Genomic DNA, 15,327 nt, shown 5'->3' on the forward strand with positions numbered 1-15,327 from the left:
GTGCGGGTGCTGCCGCTTCGATCATGTCCAACGCCGCGGGATCCACGCCGGACGGGTGCCGTCGGTTGCTCACGCGCCGGCGACGACATCGCGCCGGAGCCCGCCGCCGGGGCGCGCGGCCGGTTCCGGAAGCCGTACGATCGCACAGGTCACTCTGCCAGGTCGCCCCTGCGTCCCCGACTTCCGTTTGGGTACGAGAAGTTCTCCGCCGCCCGCGAGCGCCGCGGCCTCCGCCACCGACGGGGTACCCACCGCGTCCCGCGCCGTCCCGGACGGGTGCGGCACCGGCACCAGGGCCAGTTCCCCGGCCGAGTGCGTCCGAAGAGGGACGCCGAGCGCGGCCGCGGCCTCGACGATCCCCGCCTCGGCCGCCTTCGCCTCCACCGTCGCCAGGGCGACGACCGCTCCCGCCGTCTCTCCGGCCTCCCGCAGCACGCGGCGGACCAGCCCGAGCACCTCGTCGACGGGCGTGCCGCGGCGCGCGCCGATGCCGACGACGAGGGCGCTCATGGCGTGGCACCCGGCGCAGGCGGCGGTGCATCCGCTAGCAAGAACGCATGGCGGTGTTCGTCGCGCTCGGCGCGTTCCTGATGACGCTGTTGGGCGGGTGGGCGGCGCAGCGTGTGACCGACCGGCGCCATCTCGTGCTGGGCCTCGCGGGCGGGCTCATGCTCGGCGCGGCCGGGCTCGATCTGCTGCCGGAGGCGGTGGCGGCAGCAGGCCACGAGATCTTCGGGGTGCCGCAGGCCATGCTGCTGTTCGTCGGCGGATTCCTGTTCGCCCACCTCGTGGAGCGGCTGCTGGCAGTCCGTCAGGCGTCGCACGGCGCGTACGACGGCGGTCGCCACGACCACCGCGTACCTCAGGTCGGCATGACCGCGGCCGCGGCCATGGTCGGCCACAGCCTCATGGACGGCATCGCGATCGGCGCCGCCTTCCAGGCCGGCGGAGGCATGGGTGCGACCGTCGCGCTCGCCGTGATCACGCACGACTTCGCCGACGGCTTCAACACGTACACGATCACCAGCCTGTACGGGAACGAGCGCCGCAAGGCCCTCGCCATGCTCTTCGCCGCCGCGCTCGCCCCCGTGGCGGGCGCCGCATCGACCCTGCTGTTCACCATGCCGGAAGAGCTGCTCGGCAGCTATCTCGGTTTCTTCGGTGGAGCGTTGCTCTACCTCGCAGCCGCGGAGATCCTGCCCGAGGCGCACCACGAGCATCCGGCCCGTTCCACACTGCTGTGCACCGTGGCGGGCGTGGCGTTCATCTGGCTGGTGACGGGCGTGGCCGAGTGATGCCGTGCGGTGCCTCATGGCTGCCCCGGCCTCTCCGCACACCACTCGACGAGGCGGCGGGCCGTGTCCGGCACCCCGGCCCAGTGAGTGTGCACGTAACTGGCGTGCACACCTTGCTGAACGAAGCCCTCGACCCGAGGCTCGGGCTGCCGCAGCCCCCAGGCCGCCTGCGGCCCGGCGCCCGGCTCCAGGACCGTGCGATGGAACTCGTGCCCGCGCATCCGCGTCCCCGCCGCGGCCAGAACGCTGTCGCTCACGGCGACCGCGTCCCGGTAGCCGAGGGTCAGCCGCTCGGACATCCGCGCATCGGCGTCAAGGACGCCGCACATGGGCTTCCCGTCCAGCGAGCGCGCGAGGTAGAGCAGCCCGGCGCACTCGGCCACCACGGGCGCCCCGGCCCGGGCCAGCTCGGCGACCGCCTTGCGCAGCCGTGAGTTGGCGGACAGCTCGGGGGCGTACACCTCGGGGAAACCGCCGCCGACGACGATGCCCTTTGTGCCGTCGGGGAGCTCCTCGTCGCGGAGGGGGTCGAAGGGGACGACCTCCGCGCCGGCGGCGGTGAGCAGCTCCGCGTGCTCGGCGTACGAGAACGTGAACGCGGCGCCTCCCGCCACCGCGATCACGGGCCGGTGGGCGGTCGGGCACCACTCGTGCGGGTCCCATGCCTCGGTGGGGAGAGCCGGCGCACTCCGCGCCAACGCCAGCAGCGCCTCCAGGTCGCACCCCAGACGCACCTGCTCCGCCTGCGCCTTGACCGCGTCCAGCGCCTCCGCGTGCCGCTCCGCGACCGGCACCAGACCCAGATGCCGTGACGGCGTCGCCACGGCGGGCGCCCGCCGCAGCACGCCCAGCACCGGCACCCCGGACTCCTCCAGGGCCTCGCGCAGCAGCGCCTCGTGCCGGTCGGTGGCGACCTTGTTGAGGATCACCCCGCCGAGCCGTACCTCCGGGTCCCAGGACGCGAAGCCGTGCACCAGCGCCGCCACCGACCGGGACTGCGACGACGCATCCACGACCAGCACGACAGGTGCCCGCAGCAGTTTCGCGACGTGGGCCGTCGATGCCAGTTCACCGGCGCCCGCCGCGCCGTCGAACAGCCCCATCACGCCCTCGACCACCGCCACGTCGCAGCCGCGCGCGCCGTGCGCGAAGAGCGGCGCGATCAGCTCCGTGCCGCACATGTACGCATCGAGGTTGCGGCCGGGGCGGCCGGTGGCGAGCGCGTGGTAGCCCGGGTCGATGTAGTCGGGGCCGACCTTGTGCGGGGAGACGGCGAGACCGCTCGCCGCGAAGGCGGCCATCAGGCCCGTCGCGACGGTGGTCTTGCCGCTGCCCGACGCAGGGGCCGCGATGACGAGTCGTGCTACCACTCGGTGCCTACCATTCGCCGTCTACCATTCGATGCCCCGCTGGCCCTTCTGACCCGCGTCCATCGGGTGCTTGACCTTGGACATGTCGGTGACGAGATCGGCGAAGTCGAGCAGCGCCTGCGGGGCGTTGCGGCCCGTGATGACGACATGCTGGGTGCCGGGGCGGTCGCGCAGCACCTGGATCACCTCGTCCGTGTCCACCCACCCCCAGTGGAGCGGGTACGCGAACTCGTCGAGCACATAGAACCCGTACGTCTCGGCGGCGAGGTCGCGCTTGACCTGCTCCCAGCCCTCGCGCGCCTTCTCCTCGTTGGACAGTGCTCCGTCCGCGGGGGCCCGCTGGATCCAGGACCAGCCCTCGCCCATCTTGTGCCAGTCCACGGCGCCGCCCTCGCCGGAGGCCCCGAGGACCCTCAGCGCGTTCTCCTCGCCGACCTTCCACTTCGCCGACTTGACGAACTGGAACACTCCGACCGGCCAGCCCTGGTTCCAGGCGCGCAGCGCCATCCCGAAGGCGGCGGTCGACTTCCCCTTGCCGACGCCCGTGTGCACCATCACCAGCGGGCGATTCCGGCGCTGGCGGGTGGTGAGTCCGTCGTCCGGTACGACGCTCGGCTGTCCCTGCGGCACTACGCGGCCCTCCTCGTTGTCGTTGCCTGTACGTCCCTGACCAGCCCGGCGATGCTGTCCGCGCGCAGTTCGTCCAAGGTGATGGCGGTGCCGCTCAGGTCGGCGGCGAGCCGTCCGGCGAGACCGAGCCGGACCGGACCGGTCTCGCAGTCGACGACCACCGAGGCGGTGCCGTCGGCGGCGTGCAGCCGCGCCGCGCGCCCGGCCAGGGCCACCGGGTCCGGGCCGCCGGTCGCCCGGCCGTCCGTCACGACCACGAGCAGCGGTCGGCGCGACGGATCGCGCAGCCGCTCCACGCGCAGCACGTCGTGCGCCTTGAGCAGGCCGGCGGACAGCGGCGTACGCCCGCCGGTCGGCAGCTGCTCCAGGCGCGCGGCGGCCGCGTCCACGGACGACGTCGGCGGCAGCGCCACCTCGGCGGCCGCACCGCGGAAGGTGACGAGACCGACCTTGTCTCGCCGCTGGTACGCGTCCAGCAGCAGCGACAGCACCGCGCCCTTGACCGCGCCCATCCGCTGCCGGGCCGCCATCGACCCGGACGCGTCCACGACGAACAGCACGAGATTGCCCTCCCGGCCCTCGCGCGTGGCCTGGCGCAGGTCGTCGCGCCGGACCACGAGGCCCGCGCCCGACCGCCCGCGCGCCCGCTGGTGCGGGGCCGCGGCCTGCACCGTCGCCGCCAGGTGGAGTTTGGTGAGCGCGCCTCGGGGCCGCCGGGCGCCGGTCGTCCTGCCGTGTTCGGTGCGGGCGCGGGAGCGGCGCCCGGCCGCGCCCTCGCCGAGCCCGGGGACGCTCAGCATCTTCGTACGGAACGGCTCGGCGGACCGTACGGCGGACTGCTCGCCCGCGCCGGGGGCCGGGGCGGGCTGCGACTCCGGCTGCCCGGTGGGCGGCGCCTCATCCGCGTCGGGACCCTGCCCCTGCGGCGGAATGCCGCCACCGCCGTCCGGGCCGCCGCCGGGCCCGCCGTCCGGGCCGCCGGGACCCGGGTCCGGGTCGGGGTCCGGGTCGGGGTCCGGCTCGTCGTCCGCGCCGAACTGCTCCAGCGTCTGGTCGAGCTTGTCCTCGTCGAGGCCCGGCGCGTCGAACGGGTTGCGCCGCCGCCGGTGGGGGAGCGCCAGCAGCGCGGCCTGCCGTACGTCCTCCTCCAGCACGTCCGTACGCCCCGCCCATGCGGCCAGCGCCGTCGCGGTCCTGGCCATCACGATGTCGGCGCGCATGCCGTCCACCTCGAACGCCGCGCACGTCGCCGCGATCTGCCGCAGCGCCGCGTCACCCAGCTCCACCCGGGGCAGCAGCGCCCGGGCCGCGGCGATCCGTTCGCGCAGCGACGACTCCTCGTCCGCCCAGCGCGCCGCGAAGCCGTCCGCGTCGTCGTCGTACGCCAGCCGCCGCCGCACGACCTCGACCCGCTGCTCCGGCTCCCGTGACGCCGCCACCTCGACCGTCAGACCGAACCGGTCCAGCAACTGCGGCCGCAGTTCGCCCTCTTCGGGATTCATCGTCCCGACGAGCAGGAAGCGGGCGGCATGCCGTACGGACACGCCCTCCCGCTCCACGTACGAGGCACCCATGGCAGCGGCGTCCAGCAGGAGATCCACCAGGTGGTCGTGGAGCAGGTTGACCTCGTCGACGTACAGAATGCCCCGGTGCGCGTCCGCGAGCAGGCCGGGCTCGAACGCCTTCACGCCCTCCGCGAGCGCCCGTTCGATGTCGAGCGCTCCGACCAGCCGGTCCTCCGAGGCCCCGACGGGCAGCTCGACCATCCGCGCCGGCCGTGCCGTACCGGGCGCAGCCTCGTGCGGCCCGTCCGGACACCCGGGATCGGGCGCCCCCGGCGCACACGAGAACCGGCACCCGGCGACCACGTCCACATCCGGCATGAGCGCCGCGAGTGCCCGCACGGCAGTCGACTTGGCCGTGCCCTTCTCACCGCGCACGAGCACACCGCCGACCGCCGGACTCACCGCGTTGAGCAGCAGGGCCAGCCGCAGGTCGTCCATCCCGACGACCGCGGTGAACGGATAGGGGGTGGTCATCGCCCGATCACTCCTTCGATGAAGCCGCGCCGACTGCGCTGCTCGCCGTTGCCCTCCCGAGGGCGATTGCCTTGCGCGTACACGGGGCCTCCGTCGCCGCGACCCCGCTCATCGAGGCCCGGACGGGCTCCTTCGGATCCGGTCAGGCGGAAGGGGCGGGGCGGGGAGAGAAGCCCGTCGCAGGCGTCCGGGAACGCCACGCGCACCCGCGTCGCGCCCGTCCCCCGCCTCACGGCGCGCCCGGCGCGATGAAGGGGAGGCCCGAGGGCGCACCGCCCTCGATCAGGCGCAGGAGCGCGTCCGTGTCCGCGTGTGCCGCGATCAGGTCGCCCAGCCGGTCCAGTTGCTCCTCGCGCAGCGCCCCGAAGCTCGTGTCCGGCGCCGGGACGAAGCGTCGTCCCGCCGCCGCCGCGACGACCCGCAGGAACGCCCGCCGGAAGCCGTCGCTCTCCAGCGACCCGTGCCAGTGCGTCCCCCACACCGCTCCGACCCTGCACCCGTCCAAGCTGTGTCCATTGTCATCAGAGATGAACGCTTCACCGTCCAGCACTTCGGCCACGCCGTGGTGGATCTCGTACCCCTCGACCCGTTCGCCCAGCGCCTGACCGACCGGCCGGGCGAGGGTCTTCTCGCGGGCGAACCGCACCCGCACCGGCAGCAGTCCGAGCCCCGCCACGGAGCCGGCACGCGACTCGACCTCGTCGTCGATGTGTTCCCCGAGCAGCTGGAAGCCGCCGCAGATGCCGAGCACGGGGCGGCCGTCCACCGCACGGCGCACCAGCGCGTCGGCGAGGCCCCGCTCGCGCAGCCACTCCAGCGCGCGGACGGTACCGCGCGTGCCGGGCACGACCACCAGGTCGGCGTCCACCAACTCCTCGGCGCGGTCCACGAAGCGCACGACCACGCCGGGTTCGGCCGCCAGCGCGTCCACATCGGTGAAGTTGGACATCAGAGGCACCGCGCACACCGCGACCCGCAGCACGTCCTCCCCGGCCGGCGGGGCGACCACGGACTCCCTGACCGCGCCCCGCAGGGACACGCGCAGGCCGTCCTCCTCGTCGATGCCGAGGCCGTGCGCGTACGGCAGGACGCCGTACGTCCGCCGGCCGGTCAACCCGTGCAGCATGTCCAACCCCGGTTCCAGCAGCGTCACATCGCCCCGGAACTTGTTGACGAGGTAGCCCGCGATCAGCTCCTGGTCCTCCCGGGCGAGCAGCGCCGTCGTACCGAAGAACTGCGCGAAGACCCCGCCCCGGTCGATGTCCCCGACCACCAGCACCGGGAAACGCGCGGCCCGTGCGATGCCCATGTTGACGATGTCGGTGCGGCGCAGGTTGATCTCGGCGGGGCTGCCCGCGCCCTCGCAGATGACGGCGTCGTACGTGCTCCGCAACTTCTCCAGGCACTCCATGACCGGTTCGAAGAGTGCCTGCTGCCTGCCCCCGTGGTAGCCGCGCGCGCTCAGTTCGCCCACCGGCTTGCCCATCAGGACGACCTGGCTGGAGCGGTCGCTGCCCGGTTTCAGCAGCACCGGGTTCATGAGCGCCGACGGCTCCACGCGCGCCGCCTGCGCCTGCATGGCCTGCGCCCGGCCGATCTCCGCACCTTCCCGGGTCACAAAGGAGTTGAGGGACATGTTCTGTCCCTTGAAAGGCGCGACCTTCACGCCCTGGCGCACCAGCCACCGGCAGATCCCGGCCGTGACGACGCTCTTGCCGGCGTCCGACGTGGTTCCGGCGACCAGCAGTCCGCCCCCGCTCATGCGGGCCTCCCCTTCATCCCCTTCAGGGCCCCGGCGGCCGCCCGCGCGCCCGCGCACGCCACGAGTGCCAGCACCCCCACGCGCCTCGACAGCCGTACCGCACGCTCGATGTCCGCGACCTCGACGGCCCGGCCGCCGCTGTTGAGCACGGGGCGGTGCTCGACTCGTCCGGCGTACGAGAGCGTCCCGCCGAGCCGTACGCCGAGAGCCCCCGCGAACGACGCCTCCACCGGGCCCGCGTTGGGGCTCGGGTGCTTCGCGGCGTCCGCGCGCCAGGCCCGTACGGCACCGCGGGGGTTGCCGCCGGCGAGCACCGCGAGTGCGGCGGTGAGGCGGGCGCCCGGCCAGCCGGCGGCGTCGTCGAGCCGCGCCGAGGCCCAGCCGTACCGGCGGTGGCGGGGCGACTTGTGACCCACCATCGCGTCCAGCGTGTTCACGGCACGGAAGCCCACCAGCCCGGGAACTCCGCCGAGCGCACCCCACACGAGTGCGCCGACGACGGCGTCGGAGGTGTTCTCGGCGACGGACTCGACGACCGCGCGGGCGATCCCGGGGCCGTCCAGCGCCTGCGGGTCGCGCCCGCACAGATGCGGCAGCCGCTCCCGGGCGACCTCGATGTCACCGGCCGCCAGTGCCCCGCCGATCGCCCGGGCCTCCCGCCCCAGCGACGTACCGCCGACGACGGCCCAGGTGGCCGCGGCGGTCAGCGCGATGGACGCCGTACGGGAACGGCGTACGGAAGCAGCGGCCAGCGCACCCGCTGCGATCGCGCCCCCGGCGCACACGACGGTGTGCACGGCGCCCCACCCGCGGTGGTCGCGCCACAGCACCCGTTCGACGGCAGCGGCGGCCCGGCCGAACGCGGCGACCGGATGTCCTCGGCGCGGATCGCCGAAGAGCAGGTCGCCGGCGAGTCCGGCAGCTGCACCGCATGCAAAGGTCCGCTCTGCACGCATGTTCGTCCTCACTCAGGGTCCGCGCCCTGGCTCGACGTGACCGGCGGTGAGAGTTCCTGGCTCCGGGAGTGGAGTGCACCCGTGACAGTGGCGGGACCGCGCCGGATTCGCACCGGCTTCCTCTTCTGCCGCCGTAAATGGCTCCGGAAGTCCACCACGGCCGCGAACACCCGTCAACTCGCCCCTGACCTGCGGCGGGACAGTGTGCGCAGTCCCACAGCGGAGTCCGGCTGCGAGTCCGACGTACGACAGGGGCCGGACGCACCCGAAGGTGTGTCCGGCCCCTGTGACGAGGATGCGCCGGCTGTCAGACGACGATCAGGTGGATCCCGTACGCCACGGCCGCAGCGCACAGCGCGAAGCAGGCGTAGGCGCCCGTGCGCGCGAGGGCCGCGGAACCGCCCGAACCACCCTGCGCGGAGGCGGCTTGCTGCTTGGCGAGGCCCACGATGCCCAGGGTGAACAGGCCCACCAGCGCGACGGTGACGACGAGGCTCACGCCGAAGACGGAGCCGAGAGCTGCCCAGTCGATCTTCATGCTGTTCGTTACTTCCTTACACCGTGGCGGCGGGTGCGGGTGCGGGTGCGGGGGCGGGCTCACCGGCGGCCGCGGGAGCGGCCGGCGCGGGGATGGTGACCTTGAGGCCGTCCAGCGAACCGGCCCCGGCGTCGGTGCCGTTCGCGCCGATCTCGTCGTCGGTGACATTGGTGTGGTCGACCGGCTTGCGGCGCGAGAGCGACCAGATCACACCCGAGCCCGCGATCAGCAGCAGCGCGACGGCGGCGATGCCCCAGGCGCCCTGGCTGGTCAGGAACTCGGCGGCGGCGCCCACGGCCGCGGCGGCCGGCAGTGTCAGACCCCAGGCGACGAACATCCGGGTGGCGGTGGACCAGCGGACCACGCCGCCCTTGCGGCCGAGGCCCGCGCCCATCACGGCGCCTGAGCAGGACTGGGTGGTGGAGAGCGAGAAGCCGAGGTGCGAGGAGGCCAGGATCACCGTCGCGGCGCTGGTCTGGGCGGCGAAGCCCTGCTGCGGCTGGAGGTCGGTCAGGCCCTTGCCCATGGTGCGGATGATGCGCCAGCCGCCCAGGTACGTACCGAGCGCGATCGCCAGACCGGCGGAGACGATGACCCACATCGGGGGGTTCGAGCCGGGGGCGAGGACGCCGCCGGTGACCAGGGCCAGGGTGATGACACCCATGGTCTTCTGCGCGTCGTTGGTGCCGTGGGCGAGGGAGACGAGTCCGGCCGAGGCGATCTGGCCGGCGCGGTAGCCCTTGGACGTGGCCTTGTCGTCGGCCTTGGCGCCGATCCTGTACGTCAGCTTCGTCGCGAAGAGCGCGGCGAGGCCCGCCACGACCGGCGCGGCGATGGCCGGGATCAGGACCTTGGTGACGATGGTCCCGCCGTTGACGGCGGAGAAACCGGCGGACATCACGGCGGCGCCGATGAGACCGCCGAAGAGTGCGTGCGAGGAGCTGGACGGCAGGCCCAGCAGCCAGGTGAAGAGGTTCCACAGAATGGCGCCGACGAGCGCCGCGAAGATCACTTCGGTGCGTATGCCTTCTTCGTTGATGATCCCGCCGGAGATCGTCTTGGCGACCTCGACGGACAGGAATGCGCCGACAAGATTCAGCACGGCGGACATGGCCACCGCCGTCTTGGGCTTGAGTGCGCCGGTCGAGATGGTCGTCGCCATCGCGTTGGCTGTGTCGTGGAAACCGTTCGTGAAATCGAACACGAGCGCGGTGACGATCACGATCCCGAGCAGAAGCGTGATGTTTTCCATTTACCCAGGCTTCTTTTGGATGTCAGTGGCTCGCCGACCGTAGGCAACCTGGATGAACGGAAGGTGAACTGAGGCGGGCGGCGTGGTGTCCCAAGGTGGATGCACCCACTCCGCCTGCGAAGGGAAGAGTGGCGGAAACCGGGCTAATGCGGGGTTTCGCGGGCGGGCAGCCGGGTCGTCGATCCGCCGAGGAGATCCTGCTCACTCCCGGCCGCTCGGAAGGCTTCGGCCGCTGTTGCGTCGCATGCCCTGAAAGGATCACCGCATGACCAGGCAGCAGGGACAGGCACCGGGGCGGGACCAGCCAAACGAGCAGCGGCACGAGCAGCGGCAGGACCAGCGGGAGGACGTGGTCGGCCGGGCCTGGGCGGACCTCGTGGCCACCGCCCGCAGAACCGCGGTGGACGGACTCGTCGTCGGGACCTCGGGCAATGTCTCCGTACGGGTCTCCACGGACGACGGCGAGCTGGTCCTGGTCACCCCGAGCGGAGTGCCCTACGACCGGCTCGGCGCGCAGGCCCCCGTCGCCGTCGGCCTCGACGGGCGGCAGCTGCTCGGCGCGCTCACCCCCACCAGCGAGCTGCCGCTGCATCTGGAGATCTACCACGCCACGGACGCGACGGCCGTCGTGCACACCCATGCCGTGCACGCCACCGCCGTCTCCACCCTGGTCACCGAGCTGCCGTTGATCCACTACATGGCCGCGGCCCTCGGCGGCCCCGTCCGTGTCGCCCCGTACGCCCTCTACGGGACGGACGAGCTGGCCGCGAACATGCTCCGGGCCCTCGCGGACCGCACGGGCTGTCTCCTCCAGAACCACGGAACCGTCACGTACGGAGCCTCGCTCGACCAGGCATACGACCGGACGGCCCAGCTGGAGTGGATGTGCCGGGTCTGGCTCACCGCGAGCTCCGTCCCCGGCCGGGAGCCGTCCCTGCTCTCGCCCGCCCAGCTCGACGAGGTGCGCGACAAGCTCCGGACCTACGGCCAGTCCCGCTGACAGCGCCGCGTACGCCGCTCCCTCCGGACGCCTGGCCGCACTGCGCCTCTGGCCGCGCCGCGCCTCTGACCGCGCTGTGCACACCACTCCGGCCGGGCGCGTGGATCACGCCGATCGCACGGCGGCGTCACCCGCCGTGCCCTGTCCACTGGCAGCACTGCGGTGACGCGCCGACACTGGAGCAGTGCGCCCGGTTACAGCGACGGCAGCGGCCGTCACCACTCTCATAGGTCTCGGTGCGGCCACCTTCGCGGCCGGCCGTTACGCCAGCGACGCCGCGCTCAAGGTGCCGCCCGGACGGCCCTTCCCAGGCGAGCCCCGGCTCACCGTCCACGCCACGGGGCCGGGCCGTATCACCCTCACCCGCAGCCTCGTCTCCCTTCGGCCCGGTACGTACGGACTCACCGGCACCGATGTGCACGCGATCGTCGGCCCCGTCCTCGAGGACGTACCGCACGCCGCGGACACCGTCGTGCGCCGGCTGGAGAGCGTCGGGCACGGCAGCCTCGACATCGGCACCAAGGTGCGGCTCACCCCGCAGGTGCACAGCGGCACCCCGAGCAGCGCCCTCGGCATCGACCACGAGGACGTGGACATCCCCGGTGAACTGGGCTCGCTGCCCGCCTGGTTCGTCCGCGGCCCCCGCAGCACGTGGATCATCGCCGTGCACGGTCTGGGTGCCACGCGGCAGCACGCCCTGAACCTCATGCCCTTCCTCGTCGGCCGGCAGCTGCCCGTGCTGGCCGTCGCCTACCGCGGGGACCCCGGCGCGCCCGGCTCCCCGGACGGCCTCGGCCACCTCGGCGACTCCGAGTGGCGCGACCTCGACGCCGCCGTCCGGTACGCCGTGCGCAGCGGCGCCGAGCGCGTGATCGTGCACGGCTGGTCCACCGGCGCCGCAATGGCTTTGCACGCCGCCGCCAATTCCTCCTACCGCGACCGTATCGCCGGGCTCGTCCTCGACTCCCCGGTGCTCGACTGGCAGGCCACCCTGCGCGCTCTCGCCACCGCCCGGCGCACCCCGTCCTTCCTGCTGCCGCTCGCCGTGCGCGCGGCCCAGGGCCGCACCGGGCTGCACGGCGACCGGCTGCGGGAGGCCGCCGACCCGGACGCCCTGCGCGTCCCCACGCTGATCTTCCACGGCCCCGACGACAGGCTCGCGCCCTGGGGTCCTTCCCGGGAGCTCGCTGCCCGCCGCCCGGACCTGGTCAGCCTCCAGACCGTGCCCGACGCTCCGCACGGCGCCATGTGGAACGTGGACCCGGCCCGCTACGAGGAGGCCCTCCGCCGCTTCCTCACCCCCCTTGTCTAGCAACCATTCCCGCAGCCCCGCGGCACCTTCCGAGCAGCGGCGGAGCGACTCCGGAGCCGCCCCGCGGCAAGCCCGTTCCGCGAGATCACGGATTCCGTTTGGGCTTTCGGGCCGTCAACGGGAAGACTGCTCCCGTGACGTCCCGTAACCTGCGCGACTCCAGACTCCGTCTTGTCCGCCCTCGTCCCACCGTCACGGCCCGCCGCGCCGTGTCGAACCGGCGTACGCGCCCCGCTCCGCGCCCGCCCGAGGGCACCCCGCCCGCCGCGGAACTGGCCCGCCAGGCGCGCGAGGTCCTCGCCGACGCGGTCCGTGTCGCCCGCTGGGCCGCGGCCGTGCGCGACGCGGCCGTCGGCCCGGCCGCGCTGGAACGTGCCGCGGACGCGCTGGAGCTGACGCCGGACCAGGTGAGCGCGGGCTGGGACCGCGCCCGGCTCGCCGGACTCGTCGAGCTCCACGGCGCCACCGCACGCCCCGGCTGGCGGCTGAACGCCTGGGACCGCGACGACACCGCCGTGCTGCGGGGCTGGGTCGCGCTCTTCGACGCCTGGTCCCTCGTCCACCCCGCGCCCGCCGACGTCGCCCCCGCGGCGGTCGCCGAGGTCGTCGAAGCCGTCCCCCAGGTGCTCTCCCTGCTCCAGCTCTCCGCCGGCCCCGTGCTCGTACCGGCTCTGCTCGACCTGCTGCAGCAGCGCGTCGTGGAACTCCGCGAGGAGCGCTGCGAAGTGCCCTACGGGGCCCAGCCCGACCCCGCCATGACCGGGCCCGGGACGGTCCGGTCCGACGTTCCCCTCTCCGCCCTGCTCGACTGGGCCCTGGAGGGCCTCGCCGCCGTGGGCGCGCTCACGCTCGGCCCGGGCCAGGCCGCCCTCACCCCGCTCGGGAACTGGGCGGTCTGGGTCAAGCTCGAACAGATCTGTGTCGCCGCCCAGAGCCCCGCAGGCCATATCGAGCACTCCGCCGAGGACATGCTCCGCGCCTGCGCCGGGCTCACCCCCGGGCCCGCCCGTGACGAGTACCGTGCCTGGCTCGCCGCCCGTACGGTCTCCAGCGCCGTCAGCGAACTCCTCGCCGCCGCCCGTGGCGAGGACGCCCTGCTCCGCGGCCTCGCCTTCGAGGCGCTCCGGGTGGTCGGCGCCCCCGCCGAGGCCGGAGTGCGCGCCGCGGCCGAAGAGTCCTCCCTGCGGCCGTACGCCCTGCTCTGGCTCGCCGAGTACGAGGGAGCGGACCCCGAGGACACCGCGGACGTGCTCACCCGCGAGGAGGCGACCTGGCTCTGGGTCGACACCGCGGCCGCCGTCGCCGACCACGGCGACACCGCGCTGCTCGTCCGCCACCTCGACTCGGCGGTCCAGGGCACCGTCCCCGCACTGCTGGACGAGGTCAGGGCCGTCGGTCACCCGCGCACCGTGCAGGTCCTGGTCGCCCTCGCGGCCGCCCACCCCGACCCCGCCCTCGCCAAAGCCGTCCGCCGGGCGGCCTTCCAGGTCCACACGGGAGGCGTGTAGACCGGTCGGGCAGGGACGGCGTGCGGGCCGGCCCTCCGGATCCGGAGGGATGCCCCTAGCCCTCCGCCGCCCCCGGCCGGTACGTCCCGAAGCTCCAGAGGTTGCCCTCGAGATCACGCGTCGTGTAGTCCCGGGAGCCGTAGTCCTGGTCGGTGGGCGGCATCACGACCTCCGCCCCGTGCTCCACGGCCCTGCTGTGGTGTGCGTCCACGTCGTCGACATGGACGAAGACCCCGGCCGGGCCGGCGCCCTCCATCAGCTTGTCGAACTGGCTCCCCGTGCCCTTGCTGCCGAGCATCACCATTCCGTTCCCGTACGACAGTTCGGCGTGGACGACCTTGCCGTCCTCGCCCTCGTACACGGCGCTCTCCGCGAAGCCGAAGGCCTCGGTGAGCTGCTTGATCGCGGCCTTGGCGTCCGCATACAGCAGCGTCGGACAGATGCTCGGTCCCTCCGCCATCTCGATCACCCCTAACTCCTCGCTCGACGACAGGAATGTGATCTGACTCTCAGTCTGGCAGGGGGTACTGACAATGCCCGGCACCCGAGCGGGAGCCGGTCACCGGAAGGTGTTGCACTGGGCCATGTCGCCTGTGCGGAAGCCCTGGTAGAACCACTCCTGGCGCTGCGCAGCCGAACCGTGCGTCCAGGACTCGGGGGTCACCCGGCCCTGGATCTTCTGCTGGATCCGGTCGTCGCCCACCGCGGCGGCCGCGTTCAGGCCGTCCCGGATGTCCGCATCCGTCAGCCGGGTCAGCAGCGGCCTGCCGGTCCTCTCGTCCGGGGTGGTCGTGGCGTGGCGCGCCCACACTCCCGCGTAGCAGTCGGCCTGCAGCTCCACGCGCACCGCGTTGCTGGCAGGGCCGGCCTGCCGGTCCTGCGCCCGGGCCAGCGTGCCCATCTGGTTCTGGATGTGGTGGCCGTACTCGTGCGCGACGACGTACGCCTGGGCGAAGGGGCCGCCGGACGCCCCGAACGTGGTCCGCAGATCGTGGAAGAAGTCGAGGTCCAGATAGACCTTGCGGTCCGCCGGGCAGTAGAACGGCCCGACCGCCGAGGTCGCCGAGCCGCAGGCCGTGCCGACCCGGCCCGTGAAGAGCACGGTCGGTGCATCCGTGTAGCGCCCTCCGCGCCTCGTGTACTCCGACCGCCAGAAGTCCTGCACGCTGTTGACCACCGCGACGGTCCGGCAGTCCTCCCGGATGTTCGCGTCCGCGCCCTTCCTGCAGGTCTGGCCCACCTCCGCCGCCGAGGAGGCGCTCACGTCCGGCTGCGTTCCGCCCTCCGTGAGCCCGAGCTGTTCGGGGCCGACCCCGAAGAGCAGGCCCAGGATCAGCGCGATGAAGCCGACGATCCCGCCGCCGACCGTGGCCTTCCCGCCGGGGATGCGCCGACCGCGCACATCCTGGACCTCCGACGTGTCCAGGTCGGCGTTGTCGTCGAACTGCATTCCCCGAGTATCGATCAGCGCCACGCGTTCTGCCTGTTTTGTCATGACTTATTCATCACTGCGGAGGCCGCTCCACCGTGGGGAGAACCACAGGAAACCGGTTGCATGCGCCCGGTAGACTGACCCGTATGGCAATTCTCCTCGTGGATTAGACGGCGTCGAAGCTGCCGCACGCCCCGTCGTCCTTCCGCCGTCCGTCCCGTTCTGGAGTCTTA

The 15,327-nt window shown here is 73.2% G+C and carries 14 protein-coding genes and 1 riboswitch; of the genes, 4 read left to right on the top strand and 10 right to left on the bottom strand.

The features are described 5' to 3' along the window. Nucleotides 1-69 precede the first annotated feature (69 nt). Nucleotides 70-510, bottom strand: coding sequence for a cobalamin biosynthesis protein (locus tag ACWCP0_RS06140; RefSeq protein ID WP_451077668.1), 441 nt, complete (start codon nucleotides 508-510; stop codon nucleotides 70-72). Between the two features lie 47 nt (nucleotides 511-557). On the opposite strand from ACWCP0_RS06140, the gene ACWCP0_RS06145 reads away from it, so the two are divergent. Then, nucleotides 558-1,295, top strand: coding sequence for a ZIP family metal transporter (locus ACWCP0_RS06145; RefSeq protein WP_451077669.1), 738 nt, complete (start codon nucleotides 558-560; stop codon nucleotides 1,293-1,295). 14 nt (nucleotides 1,296-1,309) lie between these two features. On the opposite strand, the gene ACWCP0_RS06150 is transcribed toward ACWCP0_RS06145, so the two are convergent. From ACWCP0_RS06150 to ACWCP0_RS06180, 7 genes are all read right to left on the bottom strand, one after another. Then, nucleotides 1,310-2,665, bottom strand: coding sequence for a cobyrinate a,c-diamide synthase (locus ACWCP0_RS06150; RefSeq protein WP_451077670.1), 1,356 nt, complete (start codon nucleotides 2,663-2,665; stop codon nucleotides 1,310-1,312). A gap of 21 nt (nucleotides 2,666-2,686) precedes the next feature. Then, the gene (cobO, locus tag ACWCP0_RS06155) at nucleotides 2,687-3,295 is read right to left on the bottom strand and encodes a cob(I)yrinic acid a,c-diamide adenosyltransferase (RefSeq protein WP_451077671.1); all 609 of its coding nucleotides are present in this window, start codon (nucleotides 3,293-3,295) and stop codon (nucleotides 2,687-2,689) included. After that, nucleotides 3,295-5,334, bottom strand: coding sequence for a putative cobaltochelatase (locus tag ACWCP0_RS06160; RefSeq protein ID WP_451077672.1), 2,040 nt, complete (start codon nucleotides 5,332-5,334; stop codon nucleotides 3,295-3,297). Before ACWCP0_RS06160 ends, cobO begins: the two co-directional genes overlap by 1 nt. 229 nt (nucleotides 5,335-5,563) lie before the next feature. Further along, complete coding sequence (locus ACWCP0_RS06165) at nucleotides 5,564-7,096, bottom strand: cobyric acid synthase (RefSeq protein WP_451077673.1); 1,533 nt, start codon at nucleotides 7,094-7,096, stop codon at nucleotides 5,564-5,566. Beyond that, nucleotides 7,093-8,052 (bottom strand): cobalamin biosynthesis protein, encoded by a 960-nt coding sequence (locus tag ACWCP0_RS06170; protein WP_451077674.1) that lies wholly within the window; start codon nucleotides 8,050-8,052, stop codon nucleotides 7,093-7,095. The genes ACWCP0_RS06165 and ACWCP0_RS06170 overlap by 4 nt, the downstream gene beginning before the upstream one ends. Nucleotides 8,053-8,083: 31 nt before the next feature. Next, nucleotides 8,084-8,223: riboswitch (cobalamin riboswitch) on the bottom strand. Nucleotides 8,224-8,359: 136 nt separating this feature from the next. After that, on the bottom strand, nucleotides 8,360-8,590 hold the full coding sequence (locus tag ACWCP0_RS06175) for a hypothetical protein (protein ID WP_451077675.1): 231 nt from the start codon (nucleotides 8,588-8,590) through the stop codon (nucleotides 8,360-8,362). A gap of 16 nt (nucleotides 8,591-8,606) precedes the next feature. Continuing rightward, the gene (locus tag ACWCP0_RS06180) at nucleotides 8,607-9,842 is read right to left on the bottom strand and encodes an anion permease (RefSeq protein ID WP_451077676.1); all 1,236 of its coding nucleotides are present in this window, start codon (nucleotides 9,840-9,842) and stop codon (nucleotides 8,607-8,609) included. Nucleotides 9,843-10,107: 265 nt separating this feature from the next. Here ACWCP0_RS06180 and ACWCP0_RS06185 point away from each other — a divergent pair, with 265 nt between their 5' ends. The 3 genes from ACWCP0_RS06185 (at nucleotide 10,108) to ACWCP0_RS06195 (ending at nucleotide 13,662) form a co-directional block, all read left to right on the top strand. Further along, complete coding sequence (locus ACWCP0_RS06185; RefSeq protein WP_451077677.1) at nucleotides 10,108-10,842, top strand: class II aldolase/adducin family protein; 735 nt, start codon at nucleotides 10,108-10,110, stop codon at nucleotides 10,840-10,842. Nucleotides 10,843-11,026: 184 nt separating this feature from the next. Further along, a complete protein-coding gene (locus ACWCP0_RS06190) occupies nucleotides 11,027-12,154 on the top strand; it encodes an alpha/beta hydrolase (RefSeq protein WP_451077678.1) in 1,128 nt (375 codons plus the stop codon). Between the two features lie 134 nt (nucleotides 12,155-12,288). Next, the gene (locus ACWCP0_RS06195) at nucleotides 12,289-13,662 is read left to right on the top strand and encodes a hypothetical protein (protein ID WP_451077679.1); all 1,374 of its coding nucleotides are present in this window, start codon (nucleotides 12,289-12,291) and stop codon (nucleotides 13,660-13,662) included. Between the two features lie 55 nt (nucleotides 13,663-13,717). Here ACWCP0_RS06195 and ACWCP0_RS06200 read toward each other — a convergent pair whose 3' ends face one another. Further along, nucleotides 13,718-14,122, bottom strand: coding sequence for a VOC family protein (locus ACWCP0_RS06200; protein WP_451077752.1), 405 nt, complete (start codon nucleotides 14,120-14,122; stop codon nucleotides 13,718-13,720). 99 nt (nucleotides 14,123-14,221) lie between these two features. After that, nucleotides 14,222-15,112 carry a KPN_02809 family neutral zinc metallopeptidase gene (ypfJ, locus tag ACWCP0_RS06205; protein WP_451077753.1) on the bottom strand — a complete coding sequence of 297 codons (891 nt, stop codon included), beginning with the start codon at nucleotides 15,110-15,112 and terminating at the stop codon, nucleotides 14,222-14,224. Nucleotides 15,113-15,327 lie beyond the last annotated feature (215 nt).

The organism is Streptomyces sp. NPDC001970, assembly GCF_053594115.1.

What these genes read in the sequence shown, in the direction of transcription:
- ACWCP0_RS06175 (WP_451077675.1), bottom strand. Translation starts at nt 8,590, where the DNA reads ATGAAGATCGACTGGGCAGCTCTCGGCTCCGTCTTCGGCGTGAGCCTC.
- ACWCP0_RS06185 (WP_451077677.1), top strand. Translation starts at nt 10,108, where the DNA reads ATGACCAGGCAGCAGGGACAGGCACCGGGGCGGGACCAGCCAAACGAG.
- ACWCP0_RS06140 (WP_451077668.1), bottom strand. Translation starts at nt 510, where the DNA reads ATGAGCGCCCTCGTCGTCGGCATCGGCGCGCGCCGCGGCACGCCCGTC.
- ACWCP0_RS06145 (WP_451077669.1), top strand. Translation starts at nt 558, where the DNA reads ATGGCGGTGTTCGTCGCGCTCGGCGCGTTCCTGATGACGCTGTTGGGC.
- ypfJ (WP_451077753.1), bottom strand. Translation starts at nt 15,112, where the DNA reads ATGCAGTTCGACGACAACGCCGACCTGGACACGTCGGAGGTCCAGGAT.
- ACWCP0_RS06170 (WP_451077674.1), bottom strand. Translation starts at nt 8,052, where the DNA reads ATGCGTGCAGAGCGGACCTTTGCATGCGGTGCAGCTGCCGGACTCGCC.
- ACWCP0_RS06160 (WP_451077672.1), bottom strand. Translation starts at nt 5,334, where the DNA reads ATGACCACCCCCTATCCGTTCACCGCGGTCGTCGGGATGGACGACCTG.
- ACWCP0_RS06200 (WP_451077752.1), bottom strand. Translation starts at nt 14,122, where the DNA reads ATGGCGGAGGGACCGAGCATCTGTCCGACGCTGCTGTATGCGGACGCC.
- ACWCP0_RS06180 (WP_451077676.1), bottom strand. Translation starts at nt 9,842, where the DNA reads ATGGAAAACATCACGCTTCTGCTCGGGATCGTGATCGTCACCGCGCTC.
- ACWCP0_RS06165 (WP_451077673.1), bottom strand. Translation starts at nt 7,096, where the DNA reads ATGAGCGGGGGCGGACTGCTGGTCGCCGGAACCACGTCGGACGCCGGC.